The sequence below is a fragment of the Geothrix oryzisoli genome (assembly GCF_022808865.1).
GTDB lineage: Bacteria > Acidobacteriota > Holophagae > Holophagales > Holophagaceae > Geothrix > Geothrix oryzisoli.
Genome location: NZ_JAKZLB010000001.1, coordinates 270,869 through 288,232, shown reverse-complemented (window position 1 = coordinate 288,232; position 17,364 = coordinate 270,869). Strand labels below are relative to the sequence as shown.

The 17,364-nt window shown below is 67.6% G+C and carries 12 protein-coding genes and 1 tRNA gene; 10 read left to right on the top strand and 3 right to left on the bottom strand.

Annotated features, from left to right (window positions below; genetic code table 11):
- Window positions 1–12 precede the first annotated feature (12 nt).
- Complete coding sequence (locus tag MLE43_RS01235) at window positions 13–2,733, top strand: WD40/YVTN/BNR-like repeat-containing protein (protein WP_243300928.1); 2,721 nt, start codon at window positions 13–15, stop codon at window positions 2,731–2,733.
- A gap of 19 nt (window positions 2,734–2,752) precedes the next feature.
- Window positions 2,753–3,151, top strand: coding sequence for a YchJ family protein (locus tag MLE43_RS01230; protein ID WP_243300927.1), 399 nt, complete (start codon window positions 2,753–2,755; stop codon window positions 3,149–3,151).
- A gap of 448 nt (window positions 3,152–3,599) precedes the next feature.
- Here MLE43_RS01230 and MLE43_RS01225 read toward each other — a convergent pair.
- The 3 genes from MLE43_RS01225 to MLE43_RS01215 form a co-directional block, all read right to left on the bottom strand.
- Window positions 3,600–3,675: transfer RNA gene (locus MLE43_RS01225), tRNA-Thr, on the bottom strand.
- Window positions 3,676–3,715: 40 nt separating this feature from the next.
- Window positions 3,716–5,857, bottom strand: coding sequence for a prolyl oligopeptidase family serine peptidase (locus MLE43_RS01220; protein ID WP_243300926.1), 2,142 nt, complete (start codon window positions 5,855–5,857; stop codon window positions 3,716–3,718).
- A gap of 72 nt (window positions 5,858–5,929) precedes the next feature.
- Window positions 5,930–8,029, bottom strand: coding sequence for a prolyl oligopeptidase family serine peptidase (locus MLE43_RS01215; protein WP_243300925.1), 2,100 nt, complete (start codon window positions 8,027–8,029; stop codon window positions 5,930–5,932).
- 120 nt (window positions 8,030–8,149) lie between these two features.
- Here MLE43_RS01215 and MLE43_RS01210 point away from each other — a divergent pair, with 120 nt between their 5' ends.
- The 8 genes from MLE43_RS01210 (at window position 8,150) to hisD (ending at window position 17,038) form a co-directional block, all read left to right on the top strand.
- Window positions 8,150–9,481, top strand: a complete 1,332-nt coding sequence (locus MLE43_RS01210; RefSeq protein WP_243300924.1) for a PhoH family protein — start codon at window positions 8,150–8,152, stop codon at window positions 9,479–9,481.
- Window positions 9,482–9,490: 9 nt separating this feature from the next.
- Window positions 9,491–10,042 carry a hypothetical protein gene (locus MLE43_RS01205; protein ID WP_243300918.1) on the top strand — a complete coding sequence of 184 codons (552 nt, stop codon included), beginning with the start codon at window positions 9,491–9,493 and terminating at the stop codon, window positions 10,040–10,042.
- A 45-nt stretch (window positions 10,043–10,087) separates the two neighbouring features.
- Window positions 10,088–11,287 (top strand): tyrosine--tRNA ligase, encoded by a 1,200-nt coding sequence (gene tyrS, locus MLE43_RS01200; protein WP_243300917.1) that lies wholly within the window; start codon window positions 10,088–10,090, stop codon window positions 11,285–11,287.
- Window positions 11,284–12,927 carry a DUF4388 domain-containing protein gene (locus tag MLE43_RS01195; protein ID WP_243300916.1) on the top strand — a complete coding sequence of 548 codons (1,644 nt, stop codon included), beginning with the start codon at window positions 11,284–11,286 and terminating at the stop codon, window positions 12,925–12,927. The genes tyrS and MLE43_RS01195 overlap by 4 nt, the downstream gene beginning before the upstream one ends.
- A gap of 134 nt (window positions 12,928–13,061) precedes the next feature.
- A complete protein-coding gene (locus MLE43_RS01190) occupies window positions 13,062–13,907 on the top strand; it encodes an SPOR domain-containing protein (RefSeq protein ID WP_243300915.1) in 846 nt (281 codons plus the stop codon).
- A gap of 4 nt (window positions 13,908–13,911) precedes the next feature.
- A complete protein-coding gene (locus MLE43_RS01185) occupies window positions 13,912–14,580 on the top strand; it encodes an IspD/TarI family cytidylyltransferase (RefSeq protein ID WP_243300914.1) in 669 nt (222 codons plus the stop codon).
- 116 nt (window positions 14,581–14,696) lie between these two features.
- Window positions 14,697–15,617 carry a UDP-3-O-acyl-N-acetylglucosamine deacetylase gene (lpxC, locus tag MLE43_RS01180; RefSeq protein WP_243300912.1) on the top strand — a complete coding sequence of 307 codons (921 nt, stop codon included), beginning with the start codon at window positions 14,697–14,699 and terminating at the stop codon, window positions 15,615–15,617.
- 122 nt (window positions 15,618–15,739) lie between these two features.
- Window positions 15,740–17,038 (top strand): histidinol dehydrogenase, encoded by a 1,299-nt coding sequence (hisD, locus tag MLE43_RS01175; protein ID WP_243300910.1) that lies wholly within the window; start codon window positions 15,740–15,742, stop codon window positions 17,036–17,038.
- Window positions 17,039–17,364 lie beyond the last annotated feature (326 nt).

Below are 17,364 nucleotides of genomic sequence, written 5' to 3'. Positions count from 1 at the left end.
GCCGAGGTCCCGATGTCCATCCGCCTGCTGTCCGGCCTCCTGCTTTGCGCCTCGCTGATCGCCAGCCCGAGGGACAAGCGGGCGGCGCCCCCGCCGAAGGCCCCCGCCCCCCAAGTGGATGCCGCGCGCCTCGTGGCCCTGAAGGCCCGCAGCATCGGACCCGCCATCATGGGTGGCCGGGTGTCCGACCTCGCCGTGGATCCCGTGAATCCCGACACCTTCTACGTGGGCCTCGCCACGGGCGGGGTCTGGAAGACGGCGAATGCGGGGGCCACCTTCGCCCCTCTGTTCGACAAGCAGCCCGTGGCCTCCATCGGCGCCGTGGCCGTGGCCCCCTCTGATCCCAGGGTGCTCTGGGTCGGAACGGGCGAGGCCAACGACCGCAACAGCTCGGGCTGGGGCCATGGCGTCTACCGTTCCACCGACGGCGGCGCCACCTGGGCCTGTGTGGGCCTGGAAAACAGCAGGGCCATCCCCCGGATCGTGGTGCACCCCAAGGACCCCGCCACCGCCTGGGTGGCCGTGATGGGTGACCTGTGGAGCCCCGGCGGTGAGCGGGGCCTCTTCAAGACCACCGATGCGGGGAAGACCTGGAAGGCCGTCCTGAAGGCCCCCGGGAAGCTGGACACCCGGGTGGGCTGTGGAGATGTGGCCCTGGACCCCTCGGCCCCGGACACCCTCTACGCCACCCTCTATGCGCGGCAGCGCACCCCCTGGTCCTTCAGCTACGGCATCGCCGCTTCGGAGGGGCAGGATGTCGGCGGCATCTACCGGAGCATCGACGGCGGAACCACCTGGCGCAAGCTCGAAAAGGGTCTGCCCACGCAGACCGGGCGCATCGGCCTGGATGTCTCCCGCAGCCACCCGGGCATCGTGATGGCCGTGGTCCAAAGCGACCAGGGCGGCACCGTCGGCATCGACGAGCTCCTGAGCCGCGCCGGCGGCGTGTTCCGGTCCGAGGACGGCGGAGAGAGCTGGACCCGCGTGAACGCGCTGGACCCCCGTCCCTTCTACTTCAGCCAGATCCGCATCGACCCGGTGAATCCCCAGCGGGTCTACGTGGCGGGCTACATGCTGCACGTCTCGGATAACGGGGGCCGCAGCTTCCGGGAGGATCTCTTCGGCAAAGTCCATTCGGACTGCCATGCCCTGGCCTTCCCGAAAGCCGATCCCCCGAAGGTGGAGCCGCCCGCGCCCGGCGAGCCGGCATTGCCGCCCGTCACCTCCCGGCTGCTGCTCGGCACGGACGGCGGCGTCTACCAGAGCTACGAAGCAGGCCAGGCCTGGCTCCACCTGAACAACATCCCCGCCGGCCAGTTCTACCGCATTGCCCTCGATGACAGCCTGCCCTACCGCATCGCCGGCGGCCTTCAGGACAACCTCAACTGGGTGGGACCCAGCCGCACCCGCTCCAAGGACGGGATCCTCAACTCGGACTGGACCAACATCGGTGGCGGTGACGGCTTCTCCTGCGCCTTCGATCCCCAGGACCGCGACCTGGTCTACGCCGAGAGCCAGGAGGGCATGCTGCACCGCTTCAACCTCCGCACGGGCGAGTTCAAGGCGCTGCGGCCCAACCCCGCCGAGGGCCAGCCCGCTTTCCGCTTCAACTGGAACGCCCCGCTCTTCGGCAGCCGCCACGACAAGGGCGCCCTCTACCTGGGCGGCAACCAGGTCTTCCGCCTGACGCACCGCGGAGAGACCTGGAAGGCCATCAGCCCCGACCTCTCGACCCGGGATCCGCTGAAGACGACGGCCACGGGCAGTGGCGCGGAAACCTACGGGGTGGTGTACACCCTGGCCGAATCGCCCGTGAAGGCTGGGCTGCTGTGGGCCGGCACCGATGACGGCAAGCTCTGGATCACCGAGGATGACGGCGGCCACTGGACGGATCTCAGCACCTTCGTCCCCGCGCCGGCCCGCGGGCAGTGGATGAGCCGCATCGAACCCGGCGGGCGCGATCCCAAGGTGGCCTACCTGGCCGTGGACGCTCATCGGGCGGGACTCTACGCCCCCCTGGTCTACCGCACTGCCGACGGCGGGCGTACCTGGCAGAGCCTGGCGGCCGGCCTGCCGCCGGATGGGCCCGTGAAGGTGGTCCGGGAGGATCCATTCAACCCGGACCTGCTCTACGCCGGCACCGAAGCCGGTCTGTACGCGAGCCTGGACCGGGGTGCGACCTGGGTGAAGCTCGGCGGCCTGCCCGCCGTGGCCGTGGACGACCTGCAGGTCCACCCCCGGGACCACGACCTGGTCATCGCCACCCACGGGCGCAGCCTGTATGTGCTGGACGACCTCACCCCCCTCGAGGCCCTCACCGCCGAGGTCGCCGCCAAGCCGCTGGAGCTCTTCCCCGTGCGGCCCGCGGAAGGGGCCTATCTGCTGCCCGGCTGGGAGGACTCGGCCGGCAAGGGGATCTATCGCGGCGAGAACCCGCCCGAGGGCGCGCTGCTCACCTATTGGATCCGCGACCTGGGCGACGAGGCCCCCAGCCTCTCGATCACCAATGCCGAAGGCCAGCCCGTGGCCACCTTCCCCCTGCCCCGCACGCCGGGCCTGGGACGGGTGGCCTGGAACCTGCGCCCCTCCAAGACCCTGCTCACCGAGTACGGTGGCCTGGGACCCGACAAGTTCGTGCGCCCCGGCACCTACACCGCCACCCTGACCCTGGGCGCCGCCAAGGTGCAGCAGAAGATCCAGGTCACCATCGCCCAGGGCATCGAAACCCGCTGACCGCACCAGGAGAAGCCCCATGTCCCGCCCCTGCCCCTGCACCTCCAAGAAGCCCTATGACCGCTGCTGCGGCCCGTACCATGCGGGCACGGCCCAGCCCGAGGCCGCCGAACAGCTCATGCGGTCCCGTTTCTCGGCCTATGCGCTCGGCAAAGTGGAGTATCTGATCACCACCCGCCCTGAAGCCAAGCGCGGCGAGGAGAACCGGGAGGAGCTCGCCACTTACTGCAAGTCCGTCAGCTGCGTGGGGCTGAAGATCGTCAGCAAGGAGGGGGGCGGCAAGGCCGACGATACTGGCATCGTCACCTTCCACGCCAGCCTCCAGACCAACGGCCGGCGCACCCTCCACATCGAGACGAGCACCTTCGCACGGGAAAACGGCCGCTGGGTCTATGTCGACGGCGTGGTGAAGTCCTAGCGGGCCCGGCCCCTCAGAACACGACCAAGGTGCGGGTGCGCAGCTTATGCACCAACATGTCCAGGGGAATGAAGAAGATGCGGAGAGCCCGACCGTGGCGACGGCGATCCCCCCGGGAACGCAACGCGCGGCGCTCGGTCCCAGCTTCGCGGTCGTAGTTCAAGGGGGTCTGACTGATCCGTCGGTTCATCTTCGGTCCCCTCCCGGCTAGAAATATAGGGCAAGAAGGCAGGGACCGCCCCAAATGGATTTTATTGCGCAGGTTTTTAGTGCTTGGGATGTTGGAAGAGGCGCCTACCACTCCGGCGGGATTCGAACCGCACCCGGCTTTGCCGTGTGCCGGCCTTCTGCGGCGCTACATCTAGTCGCGCCTCGAAGTCCACTCGCAGGTTCGAACCCCGCAGGGATCCACTCCAGTGAAAAGGCCCCGCGAGCGGGGCCTTTTCACTGGAGCCAACTACAGGATTCGAACCTGCGACCTGCTGATTACGAATCAGCTGCTCTACCAGCTGAGCTAAGTTGGCGCTGGCCTCCCAGTTTGCCCTGGGAAGGCCCTGGAATCAACTACTGGCCGAGCCCGGCGGGCAGCTTCATGTGGAGGTTCTTGACGAGGAAGGCCCACAGGTCGGCACGCTCGGCGATCAGTTTGGCGGTGGGCTTGCCGGCGCCGTGGCCCGCGTTGGTCTCGATGCGGGTCAACACGGGGGCGGGGCCGGCCTGGTCGGCCTGGAGGGTGGCGATGAACTTGTGGCTGTGGGCGGGCACCACGCGGTCGTCGTGGTCGCCAGTGGTCACCAGCGTCGGAGGGTATTTCACGCCGGGCTTCAGGTTGTGGAGCGGCGAATACCGGATGAGGTTGGCAAAGCCTTCCGGCGTGTCGCTGGACATGTAGTCGCTCTTCCACATCCACCCGATGGTGAAGGTGTGGTAGCGCAGCATGTCCATGACGCCGACCGCGGGCAGGGCCGCACCGAAGAGGTCCGGGCGCTGGGTCATGCAGGCGCCCACCAGCAGGCCGCCGTTGGAGCCACCCTGGATGGCGAGGCGGGGGGTGCTGGTGTATTTCTCCTTGATGAGCCACTCGGCGGCCGCGATGAAGTCGTCGAAGACGTTCTGCTTCTTCTCGCGCTTGCCGGCCTCCCACCAGTCCTTGCCGTACTCGCTGCCGCCCCGCAGGCAGGCCACGGCATAGACACCACCCATCTCCATCCACACCTGGGAAATGGGGGAATAGCCGGGCGACTGGGCGATGTTGAAGCCGCCGTAGGCATAGAGCAGCGTGGGATTGGTGCCATCCAGCTTCAGGCCCTTCCTGTAGGCCAGGAACATAGGCACCTTCGTGCCGTCCTTGCTGGGATAGAAGACTTCCTTCACCTCGTACTCGGTGGGCTTGATGTCCACCTTGGGCTGCCGGAACACGGAGCTCTTGCCGGTCTTCAGGTCGTAGCGGTAGAGCGTGGGCGGCTGGTTGTAGGAGGTGAAGGTGTAGAAGGTCTCGGTATCCTGGCGGCGGCCGTTGAAGCCGCTGAGGTTGCCGAGGCCCTCGGGCTTGATCTCCTTGAGGAAGCGGCCCTTCAGGTCATAGAGCTTCACGACGTTGAGCGCATCCACCTTCCAGGTGATGGCCAGGGTGTTGCCGAAGAGATCGGCTCCCGCCAGGACGTCACGCCCCTTCCCCTCGGGAATGAGATCCTTCCAGGCCTTGGCCTCCGGGTGTGCGAGTTCCACGGCCACGACCCGGTGGCGCGGGGCACCGAAGTCGGTATGCACGTAGAAGGTGTCGCCGTCGTTGCCGAGGATGGAATAGGAGCCGTCGTACCGGTCGAAGAGGGGCACCACGGGACTGCCGGCCTTGCGGAGGTCCTTCAGGAAGACCCGGTTCTTCCGCTCGGTGCCCTGCCGCTGGGAGATGATCAGCCAGTGGCCATCGTCGGTGACATCGGCCCCGAAACCCCAGTCGGGCTGGTCGGGACGCTCGTAGATCACGGCGTCCTTCCCGGCGGGGTCTCCCAGCTTGTGGAAGAAGAGCTTCTGGTTCTTGTAGACCGCCGTCAGGGCCTTGCCGGCTTCGACCTTGGGGTAGTCGGTGTAGTAGAAGCCGCTGCCATCCTTGGCCCAGCTGTTGACCCCCATGCGGCCGGCCGGGAAGGCATCCGGCAGGTCGACGCCAGTGGCCACGTTCCGGACCTTCCAGGTGCTCACGTCAGACCCGCCCTTGGACAGGCTGTAGGCCACGAAGGCCCCATCCTCGCTGAAGCGCATCCCCCCCAGCGCCACGGTGCCGTCCTTGCTGAGGCTGTTGGGGTCGAAGAGCACGCGCCCCTTGTCCTCGAGGCGTTCGGTCAGGTAGATCACCGCCTGGTTCTGGAGGCCGGAGTTGTAGGAGTAGATGTAGTACTTCCCGTGCTTGCTCGGTGCGCCGTACTTCTCGTAGTTCCAGAGGCGGGTCATCCGGGCCTCGATGGCCTTCCGCTCGGGAATCTGCGCCAGGTAAGCCTGGGTCACCTGGTTCTGGGCCGTGACCCAGGCCGCGGTCTCGGCCGAGTGGTCATCCTCCAGCCAACGGTAGGGATCGGCCACCTTGGTGCCGAAGTAGTTGTCCACCACGTCCGCCTTGCGGGTGGCGGGATAGGTCAGCGGCACCTGGGCCACCAGCGCCGAAGCGGCAAGGGCCAGCAGGCAGGATCGGGACAGGGCGAGGGGCATCAATGGGCCTCCTGAAGAACATGGGTGGGGATGCCCTTCAGGATACCTCGTAAGAAAAGGCTAAAACAAGGCTCAGGGCAGCTTCATGCCCAGGTTCTTCACCAGGAAGGCGAGGACATCGGCCCGCTCGGCGATGGCCTTGGCCGTGGGCTTGCCCGCGCCATGCCCCGCGCTGGTCTCGATGCGGGTGAGGATGGGTGCCGGGCCCGCCTGGGCGGCCTGGAGCGTGGCCGTGAACTTGTGGCTGTGGGCGGGCACCACACGGTCATCGTGGTCACCGGTGGTGATCAGCGTCGGCGGGTACTTCGTGCCGGGCTTGATGGTATGCAGGGGCGAGTACTTCATGAGGGTCTCGAAGCCCTCCTTCGTTTCGCTGCTGCCGTAGTCGCTCTTCCAGCCCCAGCCCAGGGTGAACTTGTGGAAGCGCAGCATATCCATGACGCCCACTTCAGGCACCGCGGCCCCGAAGAGGTCCGGCCGCTGGGTGAGGCAGGCGCCCACCAGCAGACCGCCGTTGCTGCCGCCATTGATGGCCAGCTTCGGCGTGGAGGTGATCTTGTGGGCGATCAGCCACTCCGCGGCGGCGATGAAGTCGTCGAAGACGTTCTGCTTCTTGGCCTTCCGCCCCGCGTCGTACCACTCCAGGCCGTACTCGCCGCCGCCCCGGAGGTTCGGCATGGCATACACCCCGCCCATCTCCAGCCAGACCATGCGGGACACGGAGAAGGCGGGCGTCAGCGACACGTTGAAGCCGCCATAGCCGTAGAGCAGGGTCGGGTTCTGGCCATCGAGCTTGAGGCCCTTCTTGTGCACCAGGAACATGGGCACCTTCGTGCCGTCCTTGCTGGGATAGAAGACCTGTTCGACCTCGTAGTCCGCGGGCCTGAAGGCCACCTTGGGCGTGCGGAAGACGGTGCTCTTGGCGGCCTTCAGGTCCAGCCGGTAGATGGTCCCGGGATAGGCGAAGCTGCCGAAGGTGTAGAAAGTCTCGGTGTCCTCGCGGCGCCCGCCGAAGCCGGTGACCGTGCCCAGGGTGGGCAGGTCCAGCGTGCCGGTCTTCTTGCCCTTGAGGTCATAGAACTCCACCACGGAGTGGGCATCCCGCATCCAGGTGGCGACGAAGCGGCCGCCCACCAGAGATACGGCTTCCAGCACGTCCCGGCCCTTGGCCTGTGGGATGATCGGGGTCCACTGGGCCGGGTCCGCCTGGCCCCTGCGGATGGCCACCAGGCGGTTGCGGGGCGCCCCCTGGTTGGTGACCACGAAGAAGGTGTCGCCCTCGTTGTCCACCACGCCGTAGGAGGCGTCCATGCGGTCGAGGAAGGGCTCCACGGGACCGTCGGGCTTCGAGAGGTCCTTGAGGAACAGGCTGCTCTCGGGGTTGGTGCCCTTGCTCCCGGTGATGACCAGCCAGCGGCCGTCATCGGTCACGGTGCCGCCGAGGTACCACTCGGGCTGATCGGGGCGCTGGTAGATGAGCGCATCCTCGGACTGGGGCGTGCCCAGCTTGTGGAAATAGAGCATGTGGTTGTTGTTCACACCGGTCAGGGCCCCGCCTTCCTTCGGCGTTTCATAGCGGCTGTAGAAGAAGCCGCTGCCATCCTTCCGCCAGGACGCGCCGCTGGCCTTGGACCAGCGGATCTCGTCGGCCAGGTCCTTCCCGGTGGCCACATCGCGGACCCGCCAGGTCTGCCAGTCGGAACCCGCCACGGACACGGAATAGGCCATGAGACCGCCGTCCTCCGTGAAGCTCGCACCGCTGAGGGCCACGGTGCCGTCCTTGCTCAGGGTGTTCGGGTCGAGGAGCACCCGGCCCGGGGCCTTGGGATCCTCCGTCACGAACAGCACTGACTGGTTCTGGAGGCCCGTGTTGTAGGAGTAGAAGTAGCGCTTGCCCCGCTTGAAGGGGGCGCTGTACTTCTCAAAATCCCACAGCCGGGTGATGCGCTCCCGGATCTTCGCCCGCTCCGGGATCTGCTCCAGGTAGGCGAAGGTCACCTTGTTCTGGGCCTCCACCCAGGCCTTGGTCTCGGCGCTGTTGTCGTCCTCCAGCCAGCGGTAAGGATCCGCCACCTTGGTCCCGAAGAAATCATCCACCACGTCGGCCTTGCGGGTGGCGGGATAGGGAATGGGGGGCTGGGCGGACAGGGCTGCGGTCAAAGCAAGGGCCATGATCAAGATCCTCATGCGGGTCTCCAGGGGGGCGGTCATTCTCCCACCTTCGGGAACCCCAATCCCAGCCGTGCAACCGGGGGAGCTTGGTGGTAGGGTGCGGGCAGAACCGGAGGTCTCTTGGTCCCGCCATCCAGCAAGAAAGTCTTCGTCCTGGATACGAATGTCCTCCTGCACGATCCGAACTCGATCCTCCACTTCCAGGAACACGACGTGGTGCTGCCCATCGTGGTGATCGAGGAAGTGGACCACTTCAAGAAGGACCAGACCGAAGTGGGCCGCAATGCCCGCACGGTCTCGCGCATGCTGGACAAGCTCCGGGCCAGCGGGAGCCTCAGCCGGGGCGTGGCCCTGGAGGGCGGCGGCTCCCTCAAGGTGGACGTGGAGAATCACCCCCTGGACATCGGCATCCTGCGCGAGGACAAGCACAAGGCCGACAACCAGATCCTGGCCTGTGCCAAGCAACTCCTCACCACCTGCAAAGAGAAGGTGGTCCTGGTCACCAAGGACACCAACCTGCGCATCAAGGCCGACGCCATCGGCATCCTGGCCGAGGATTACACCACCGACCGGGTGGAGATGGAGGAGCTCTACACCGGCCACAAGTCCTGGGAGGTGGATCCCGCCAAGGTGGACCTGCTCTACGACGGCGGTCTCCAGCCCGACCCCGAGCTGCACCTCGAGCCCAACCAGTTCCTCACCCTGGTGGACCAGACCAATCCCAGCCACACCGCCCTGGCCCGGTTCATGGCGGGCGAGGGGCTGCTGCGGCCCGTGAAGCGCATGGAGTCCTATCCCTGGGGCATCAAGCCCCGCAACCGCGAGCAGCAGTTCGCCCTGGAGCTGCTGCTGGATCCCACCGTCCAGGTGGTCACGCTGCTGGGCAAAGCCGGCACGGGCAAGACCCTGCTGGCCATCGCCGCCGGTCTCCAGCAGGTGGTGGACGACGAGGCCTACGACAAGATCCTCGTGAGCCGGCCCGTCATGCCCATGGGGCGCGATCTGGGCTACCTGCCCGGGGATATCGGCGAGAAGCTGCGGCCCTACATGCAGCCCATCTACGACAACCTCGAGTTCATCGTGGGCGCGAACACCGAAGCTAGGAAACGCACCACCATGACCGCGGGCCAACTGGAGGAGGCGGGCTACCTCAGCGTCGAGCCCCTCACCTACATCCGCGGCCGCAGCATCCCCAAGCAGTACCTGGTGGTGGACGAGGCCCAGAACCTCACGCCCCACGAGGTCAAGACCATCCTCACCCGCGCTGGAGAGGGCACCAAGGTCATCTTCACGGGCGACCCCCACCAGATCGACAACCCCTATGTGGACGCCAGCACCAACGGCCTCAGCTTCCTGGCGGAACACTTCAAGCACCTCGACATCTCCGGCCACGTCACCCTCCAGAAGGGGGAGCGCAGCAAGCTGGCGGAACTGGCGAGCAACCTGTTGTAGGAGCCCTTCATGGCGGATTCATCCTGGGACAATGGCGGGCATGGCGTTCCCCTCAAGCCGGGCCTGCCGCTCTGGGGCAAGGTGGCCCTCGGCTGCGGCATCGCCTTCCTGGTGGCTCTGGTCACTTGCGTGGGGGGGATCGCCTACGTGGCGAACAAGGCCAAGAAGGACCCCGCAGGCTTCAAGAACCAGGTCATGGGGTTCGCCCTGGAGAAGATCCGCCCGGACTGGGAAGACTTCCGCGCCGTGGTGGAGCAGCTCCGCACTCCCGAAGGCTGCCACGCCCTCTACACGGCCAATCCCGAGCTGGCGAAGACCTGGCCCACTGAATCCGGCTTTCTCCAAGCCGCTGCCAAGTGGCAGAAGGATCTCACTCCGGTCCCGGACCTCACGCCGGATCTGATGGAACACCATGGCCTCCGCATCAACCGTGATTTCGGCGGCAAGGTGGAGGTGGGCTGGAGCCCGAAGTCGGGCCGGGCCGTCTACGTCACCTTCGAAAGCGCCCGCCGCGCCGGGGACCAAGGCCCCAGGCGCGTGCTGGAAGTGGATGTCCGCTGACCCTTCCGCATTGAGCCCACGCCCGTTTTCCGCCAAGATTCAAGCATGACCGCCGCTTCCGGATCCGTATCTGATGCTCTAGCCCTGCTCACGAAGGGCACCGTGACTTGCCACAAGCTGGACCAGCTGGAGGCGAAACTCAAGGAGGGGCGGCCCCTGCGGATCAAGGCCGGCTTCGACCCCACGGCCCCGGACCTGCACCTGGGCCACGGCGTGCTCATCCGCAAGATGGCCCAGTTCCAGAAGCTGGGCCACGAGGTGACCTTCCTCATCGGCGATTTCACCGGCCTCATCGGCGATCCCACAGGCAAGAAGGCCACGCGCCCGCCCCTGTCCCGCGAGGAGGTGCTGGCCAATGCGGAGACCTACAAGGCCCAGGTCTTCCGGATCCTCGACCCGGAAAAGACGAAGGTCCGGTTCAACAGCGAGTGGCTGGAACCCCTCCACGGCGAGCAGTGGATCCGCCTGGCCTCCCGGTTCACCGTGGCCCAGATGCTGGAGCGCAATGATTTCGCCAAGCGCATGGAGGCCCGCGAACCCATCTCCCTCCATGAGCTGCTCTATCCCCTGACCCAGGCCTACGATTCCGTGGCCCTCCAGGCGGACGTGGAACTCGGCGGCAACGATCAGCTCTTCAACCTCATGCAGGGCCGCATCCTGCAGGAGGCCTCGGGCCAGAAGCCCCAGGTGGTGCTGACGGTGCCGCTGCTGCTGGGCCTGGACGGCGTGGAGAAGATGTCCAAGTCCCTGGGCAACTACATCGGCTTCATGGAGGATCCGGACACCCAGTTCGGCAAGGCCATGAGTGCCAGCGATGCCCTCATGTGGGACTGGTACCTGCTGCTGACGGACAAGCTGCCCGCCGAGATCGAGGCCCTCAAGCAGGGGCACCCGATGGATGCCAAGAAGGCCCTGGCCCGGCAGATCGTGGCCGATTTCCACGGGGCCGCCGCCGGCCGCGAGGCCGAAGAGCGCTGGGTGCGCCGGTTCTCCGAGCGGAGCCAGGAGGAGGCCCCGGAAGTCGCCGTGGCGCCCACGGACGGCGAGGTCGCCCTCAGCCGCCTGCTGGTGGACCGCGGTCTGGCCGCCAGCCGCAAGGAGGCGGAGCGGCTCATCGGCCAAGGGGCCGTGAGTCTGGATGGCCAGAAGGCCGCGGATCCCGCCCTCAGGCTCTCGCTGCTCCCCGGGCAGTCCATCCTCGTGAAGGTCGGCAAGCTCAAGCTTGAGCGCTGGATGATTTCATGAGCCTGCCCGCGCTCAAGGACCTCTTCGCGAGGCACCGGGCGGAGGCCACCGGTATTTGGCGCCTGGGCCAGGAGCCCAACCGGACGATCTACTTCGAGCAAGGGAGTGTGGTGTTCGCCGTCAGCACCCACGCGCCGGACCGCCTCACCCACCTCCTGGTGGAACGGGGCAAGCTCACCCAGGTCCAGCTGGACTACGCCATGGCCAACCTCAATCCGACCATGTCCATCGGCCGGAACCTCATCGAGATGGGGTTCATCACCCAGCGGGACCTGCTGGATGTGGCCCGGGCCCAGGTCGAACGGGTGGTCTGGGCCAGCCTGGCAGCCGCCGCCGGGGAACCCGTCTTCGAGGCCAAACCCCTGGATGCCGCCACGGTCCGCCTCCCCTTCGACACCCCCGCCATGCTGCTGGCTGGGGTGCTGAACCTGCAGGATCGGGAGCACCTGCTGGCGGAGCTGGGCCCCCTGGACCAGGTGGTCGTGCCGGAAAGCCAGCGGCCCTCCGAATGGAACCTGCCCCCCGATCTGCTTCGTATCCCCGGCCTGCTGAATGGGCAGCGGACCATGCTGGAGCTGAGCCAGGAATCCGGGGTCGAACCGTTCCGTCTGGGTGCCTTCATCCTGTTCCTGCGGGAGATGGGCCGGGTGCGGCTGCAGGGACCGCCGCCCCTCCAGGTCCTGGAATTCCCCGAGCCGGTCCCCGCCCCTCCGGCGGCCCCGCCACCCCCACCGCCTCCCCCGCCGGCCTCCTACCCCTCACTGATCGAGGCGATCCAGGCCAGCCAGGTCCCCACCACCAACCTGGACCATCTTTCCGAGGAACTGGATCAGCTGGGGCCCGAGGACGAAGTGGAGGAGCCTCCCTATTTGGCCGGCAACCAGCCGCCCCTGCCGGGGGATCGCCCGCTTCCCATCCAGCAGACCGCGGCGGGAAGCACCGAGTTTCCCGAGCCTCCCCACCTTGAGCCCAGGAGCTCCTCCCGTCGGCCCCTGGTCCTGGCCCTGATCCTCCTGGTGGCCCTGGGCTTCTGGGGTGGTCTGCGATGGTATAAACGAAACCCCATCATCCTCCCCAGGCTGACGCAATCGGCCCCGGAGAATCCGCCCCCCCAGGTGAAACCAGCGCCACCCACTACGGAGCAGACCTCCAAGCCCGAAGCCAAGGCCGCCCCGGATCCCACCTCTCCCGTTGAGGTGAAAGCCCCCGTCCGACCCGCGCCGGCCGAACCGGTCCCGGCGCCGCCCAAGCCGGCAGCCAAGCCAGCGGCCAAGCCGCCCGCGGTTCCTTCCAAGGCGGAACGGCTGAAGGCCATCCGCGAGGGGCAATGGAAGCTGACCCTCGCCCAGGGCACTGCCCTGGCCGCCACCGTCCAGGAGAAGTGGACCCTGCGCCTGGAGATCGCCTGCCAGGGCGACACGGTCCAGAACGCCGCCGGGCTGCTGAAGGGCCGGGACCCGGACCTCTTCCTCCTGCCCATGACCATGCGGAATGGGCGTACCTGCTATCAGATCTTCTTCGGGATCTACGGATCGGAAGCCGCCGCCTTGGCCGCCGCCAAGCACCTTCCCGCGCCCTTCCTGGCCGCCGGCAACCGTCCGAAGCCTTTCCGGGTGGGCGACATCCCCCGCCGGCAATAGGCATAATTACGGTCCTCCGCGCACATATTCCTATTGCAATTTATGGTCCTTTACAAAAGGGGCAGGCTCCGCCATACTTTATATGTATACGAGCGGGTCCATTAAATTTGGCCCGATGATCTTTGTGGAGTCCGATGCTGTCATCCTTCCATCCCACCAATTGGAGCAAGACCTGTGCGCTCTGGATCCACGAGATCCATGTCGCCTTCGACCCTCCAACTCCGGTGGATCCAGGCAAGGGCGGATTCCTCAGGCTCATGCGCTGGAGCACGCCCCGGGTGGCCACCCTCGTATCCCTCAGCTTCACCCTCCACTGCACCCGGCCTCCCGCGACCTACGCCTCCCCCGCCTCCGGGTCGCGCAGCGACGTCCGGCCCGCCGATGGGCAGGCCTATGTGGAGGAGGGTCTGGCCAGCTGGTACGGCGGCAACGATGACGGATTCACCGGCAGGCCTACGGCCAGCGGGGAGATTTTCGACCCCGAGCAGTTCACCTGCGCCCACCGGACCCTGCCCCTGGGCAGCTTCGTGGAGGTCGAGAACCTCGAGAACCGCAAGCGCACCGTCCTGCGGGTGAACGACCGGGGCCCCTTCGTGAAGGGGCGCGTGCTGGATCTTTCCAAGCGCGGTGCCGAGGAATTGGGCTTCATGGGTCAAGGCACCACGCGCATCCGCCTCCGTTCCGTGGACGCCATGGGCCTGCCCACCGCCCTGGATCCGTCGATGGATCGCCTGGACCCCTTCGTGGTGCAGGTGGCGGCACTTTCAGATCCCAAGAATATCGAGTCACTTACGCGCGAACTTGAAAACACCTTCGGCGTGGTGACCCTCCAGAGCGCCACCACCCGGGGCGGCCTGGCCGTGAAGCGGGTCCGAGTGGGCAGCTATACCAGCCGCCAGGACGCGGAGCAGGCGGCCCAGCAGCTCGCCAAGCTCCTGAAGGATCGCGGTGTCGAACCCTTCATCACCCGCCAGCGCTGAGCTCTTGCGCCCCTTCCTGGTCATCCCGGCCGGGGGGCGGGGCCTGCGCATGGGGGGCGGCCTGCCCAAGCAGTTCCGGGACTGGGGCGGACGCCCCCTGCTCCAGGCCACGGTGGAGGCCTTCCTCGCCCCCGGCATGCCCCAGCTCGCCGGGATCGCGTTGGCCGTTCCGGAAACCCACCTGGAGGAAACCCGCTCCTGGACCTTCAGCGCCCCCTGCTGGGTGGTCCCCGGCGGGGAGACCCGGCAGTCCTCCGTGTGGTCGGCCCTTCTGGCCTTGCCGGACCAGCCCCTCGCCCCGGTCATGATCCACGATGCCGTCCGGCCCTTTCCCCCGGCGGCCCCCCTGTGGGAAGCCCTGGAGGCCCTGAACCGGTTCGATGGCGTCCTGCTGGGTGAGCCATCCACCGACACCCTCAAACGGGTGGATGCGGACGGGCGGGTGCTCGGCACCGAGCCGCGGGAGGAGTTCTTCCGGGCCCAGACCCCCCAGATCGCCCGCCTGGGAACCTGGCTCCGGGCCTTCCGCCTCGCCAACGAGGCCGGGTTCGCCGCGACGGATGATGTGGCGCTGCTGGAGCGCCTGGGACTGGCGGTGAAGGTGATCCCCAGCCCCAGTTCCAACCTGAAGCTCACCACCCCGGAAGATTGGGAGCGGACCGAGCCCCGCTGACTACGGCCTGTGGCAGAGCCACCACAGATATCCATCCTCAAACATAAAACAAATCATGAAATGATTTATTTTATGCAATGGCACAAATCTAGCTTATGAATCTGCGAGGACGACCCATGCCCCGCAGCACCACGCCCCAGACCCTGAGCCACGAGATCACCGTCTCGGGCCGCGGCCTGCACGGCAACCGCCCCTGCTCGGTGCGCCTGATGCCCGTGGCCGAACCCACCGGGATCGTGTTCATCCACACGCCTACGGGGACTGAAATCCCCGCCCGGGCCGACCTGGCCGGCGACCTGGTCCTGGCCACCACCCTGGTGAAGGATGGGGTGCGCCTCCAGACCATCGAACACCTGCTTTCGGCGCTCACGGGGCTGGAGGTCGAACACCTGCGCATCGAGGTGGATGCCGAGGAGCTGCCGATTCTCGATGGCAGCGCCGCTCCCTGGGTCGATGCCATCCTCCAGGCCGGCACCAAGGCCCTTGAGGGCCGTCGCCGGTTCATGAAGATCACGCGCCCCATCGAAGTCCGGAACGGGGACCGATGGATCCGCGCCCTTCCTTACGACGGCCTCCGCCTGCGCTATGTCATCGACTTCCCCATCCCCGCCCTGGGCCGCCAGAGCCGCGAACTGAGCCTCACCCCGGAGAAGTACCGCCGGGAGCTGGGCGCCGCCCGCACCTTCTGCCTGGCCCAGGAGATCGACCAGATGCGCGCCCGTGGCCTGGCCCTCGGCGGCAGCCTGGACAACGCCGTGGTCTTCGGCGCCGACGGACCCCTGAACGAGTCGCTGCGCTACGAAGACGAAGCCGTGCGCCACAAGATGCTGGACCTGGTCGGTGATCTGGCCCTGCTCGGTGCGCCCCTGCTGGGCCTCGTGGAGGCCCATGCCGCCGGTCATGCGATGCATGTCGCCCTGGCCCAGGCCATCCTGTCGGATCCCAGCTGCTGGGAGTGGACCGAGGAGACGGAGCCCGCCAACGTGCACTTCTTCTTCCAGGCCGCAGACCTCAGCATCGCCGCCCAGCCGGCCTGATCCAACCCCGGTTGGATTTCTGGTTGCAGCCCATCACAGGAATCTGGCAGTCTTGATGCTTCACCTCAGAGGTGCATAGGTGTTACTTCATCTCCTTCAATGACCTGACTGACCGGGCGGACATGCCCGGGCAAGTGAGCGATTGGGTGGCCGCGCTGGCGCGGAATGGGGAGATGGAAGAGGACACGCGGAAGGCCGTCAAGGCCATCCTGGCGGACGTGCGCCGGGATGGCCTGAAGGCCGTGCTGGACTGGACTCTGCGCCTGGATGGCGTGGCCCTCGATCCCGCAGCCCTGCGCATCCCCGAGGCGGCCCTCCAGACCGCCCGCGCGGACCTGGACCAGCGCCGGCCCGAGCTCATGGGCGCCCTGCGGGAGATGATCGCCAACGTGCGTCGCTTCGCGGAGGGCCAGCGCGGCTGTCTGCGCGACCTGGAGTTGCCCCTCCCCGGCGGCGGCACGGTGGGTGAGCGCTGGTGCCCCCTGAAGACCGCGGGCGTCTACATTCCCGGCGGGCGCGCCTTCTATCCCTCCACCCTCGCCATGACCGTGATCCCTGCCCAGGTGGCCGGTGTGGGCCGCATCGTGGGTGTCACCCCTCCCAAGCCCCAGCCCACCCTGCCCGGCGCCTGGGGCGTGGATCCCCTGGTGCTGGCCTGCGCGGCCGAGCTGGGCCTCACCGAGCTCTACCCCTTCGGCGGCGCCCAGGCGCTGGCCTGGCTGGCCTTCGGGGAGCCCGCCGTGGACCTCGTCGCCGGCCCGGGCAACCGCTTCGTGGCCGAGGCCAAGCGCCAGCTCATCGGCACCTGCGGCATCGACGCCCTGGCGGGCCCCACCGAGCTGCTGGTCCTGGCCGACGGCAGCGCCGATCCCGCCTGGCTGGCCGAGGACCTGATGGCCCAGGCCGAGCACGATCCCGATGCCGCCGCCGTGCTGCTCAGCGCCGACCGCGCCCTGCTCAAGGCGGTGGAGGCCGAACTCCAGGCCCGCGTGGCCGCCTCGCCCCGCCGGGCGATCCTCGAGCAGAGCCTGGGCGCCCACGGGCGGCTGGTCTGCGCCGAGCGCGACCTGGCCATCGCCTTGGCCCAGGCCTGGGCGCCCGAACACCTCGAGCTCAGCGTGCGCGATCCCGAGGCCTGGCTGCCCTCGCTGACCACCGCCGGAGCCGTCTTCATCGGCAGCGCCAGCGCCGAGGCCTTCGGCGACTACGGCGCCGGGCCCAACCACGTGCTGCCCACCGACCGCAGCGCCCGCTACACCAGCCCCCTGGGCGTGGCCACCTTCCTCAAGCGGCAGAGCCTGCTGCGGCTCTCCGCCGCGGATGCCGCCGCCATGGCCCCCTGGGTCGAGCAGCTCGCCGAGGCCGAGGGCCTCACCCACCACGGCCGCAGCGCCGGCCTGCGCGGCCATCACCACCCCTAGGGAGCGCCTCCTCGCCGAGCGCTCCGTTCCGCTTCTTCTCCCCGGAAGCCTGGTGAAGAGCGCCCAACAAAACCCCACGAGGCCACGATGAAACCAGGCAGGATGCACCGCAAGGAAGGGCCCGCAGGGCAACGTGGTTCGTTGTTCAAGGGACCTGACGCCGCGGGGCGCCTGCCTGGCTTCATCCCTCCGGGCGAGGGGTGGCGGGCGTCGCGATGCTTCGTCAGGCGCGTCGCGCGTAGCACCCGCTACGCTACGACTCACCTTCCTCGCCTCGCTCGCCCGGCACCCCTCGCGTGACCACGCGGGGTTTTGTTGGACGCTCT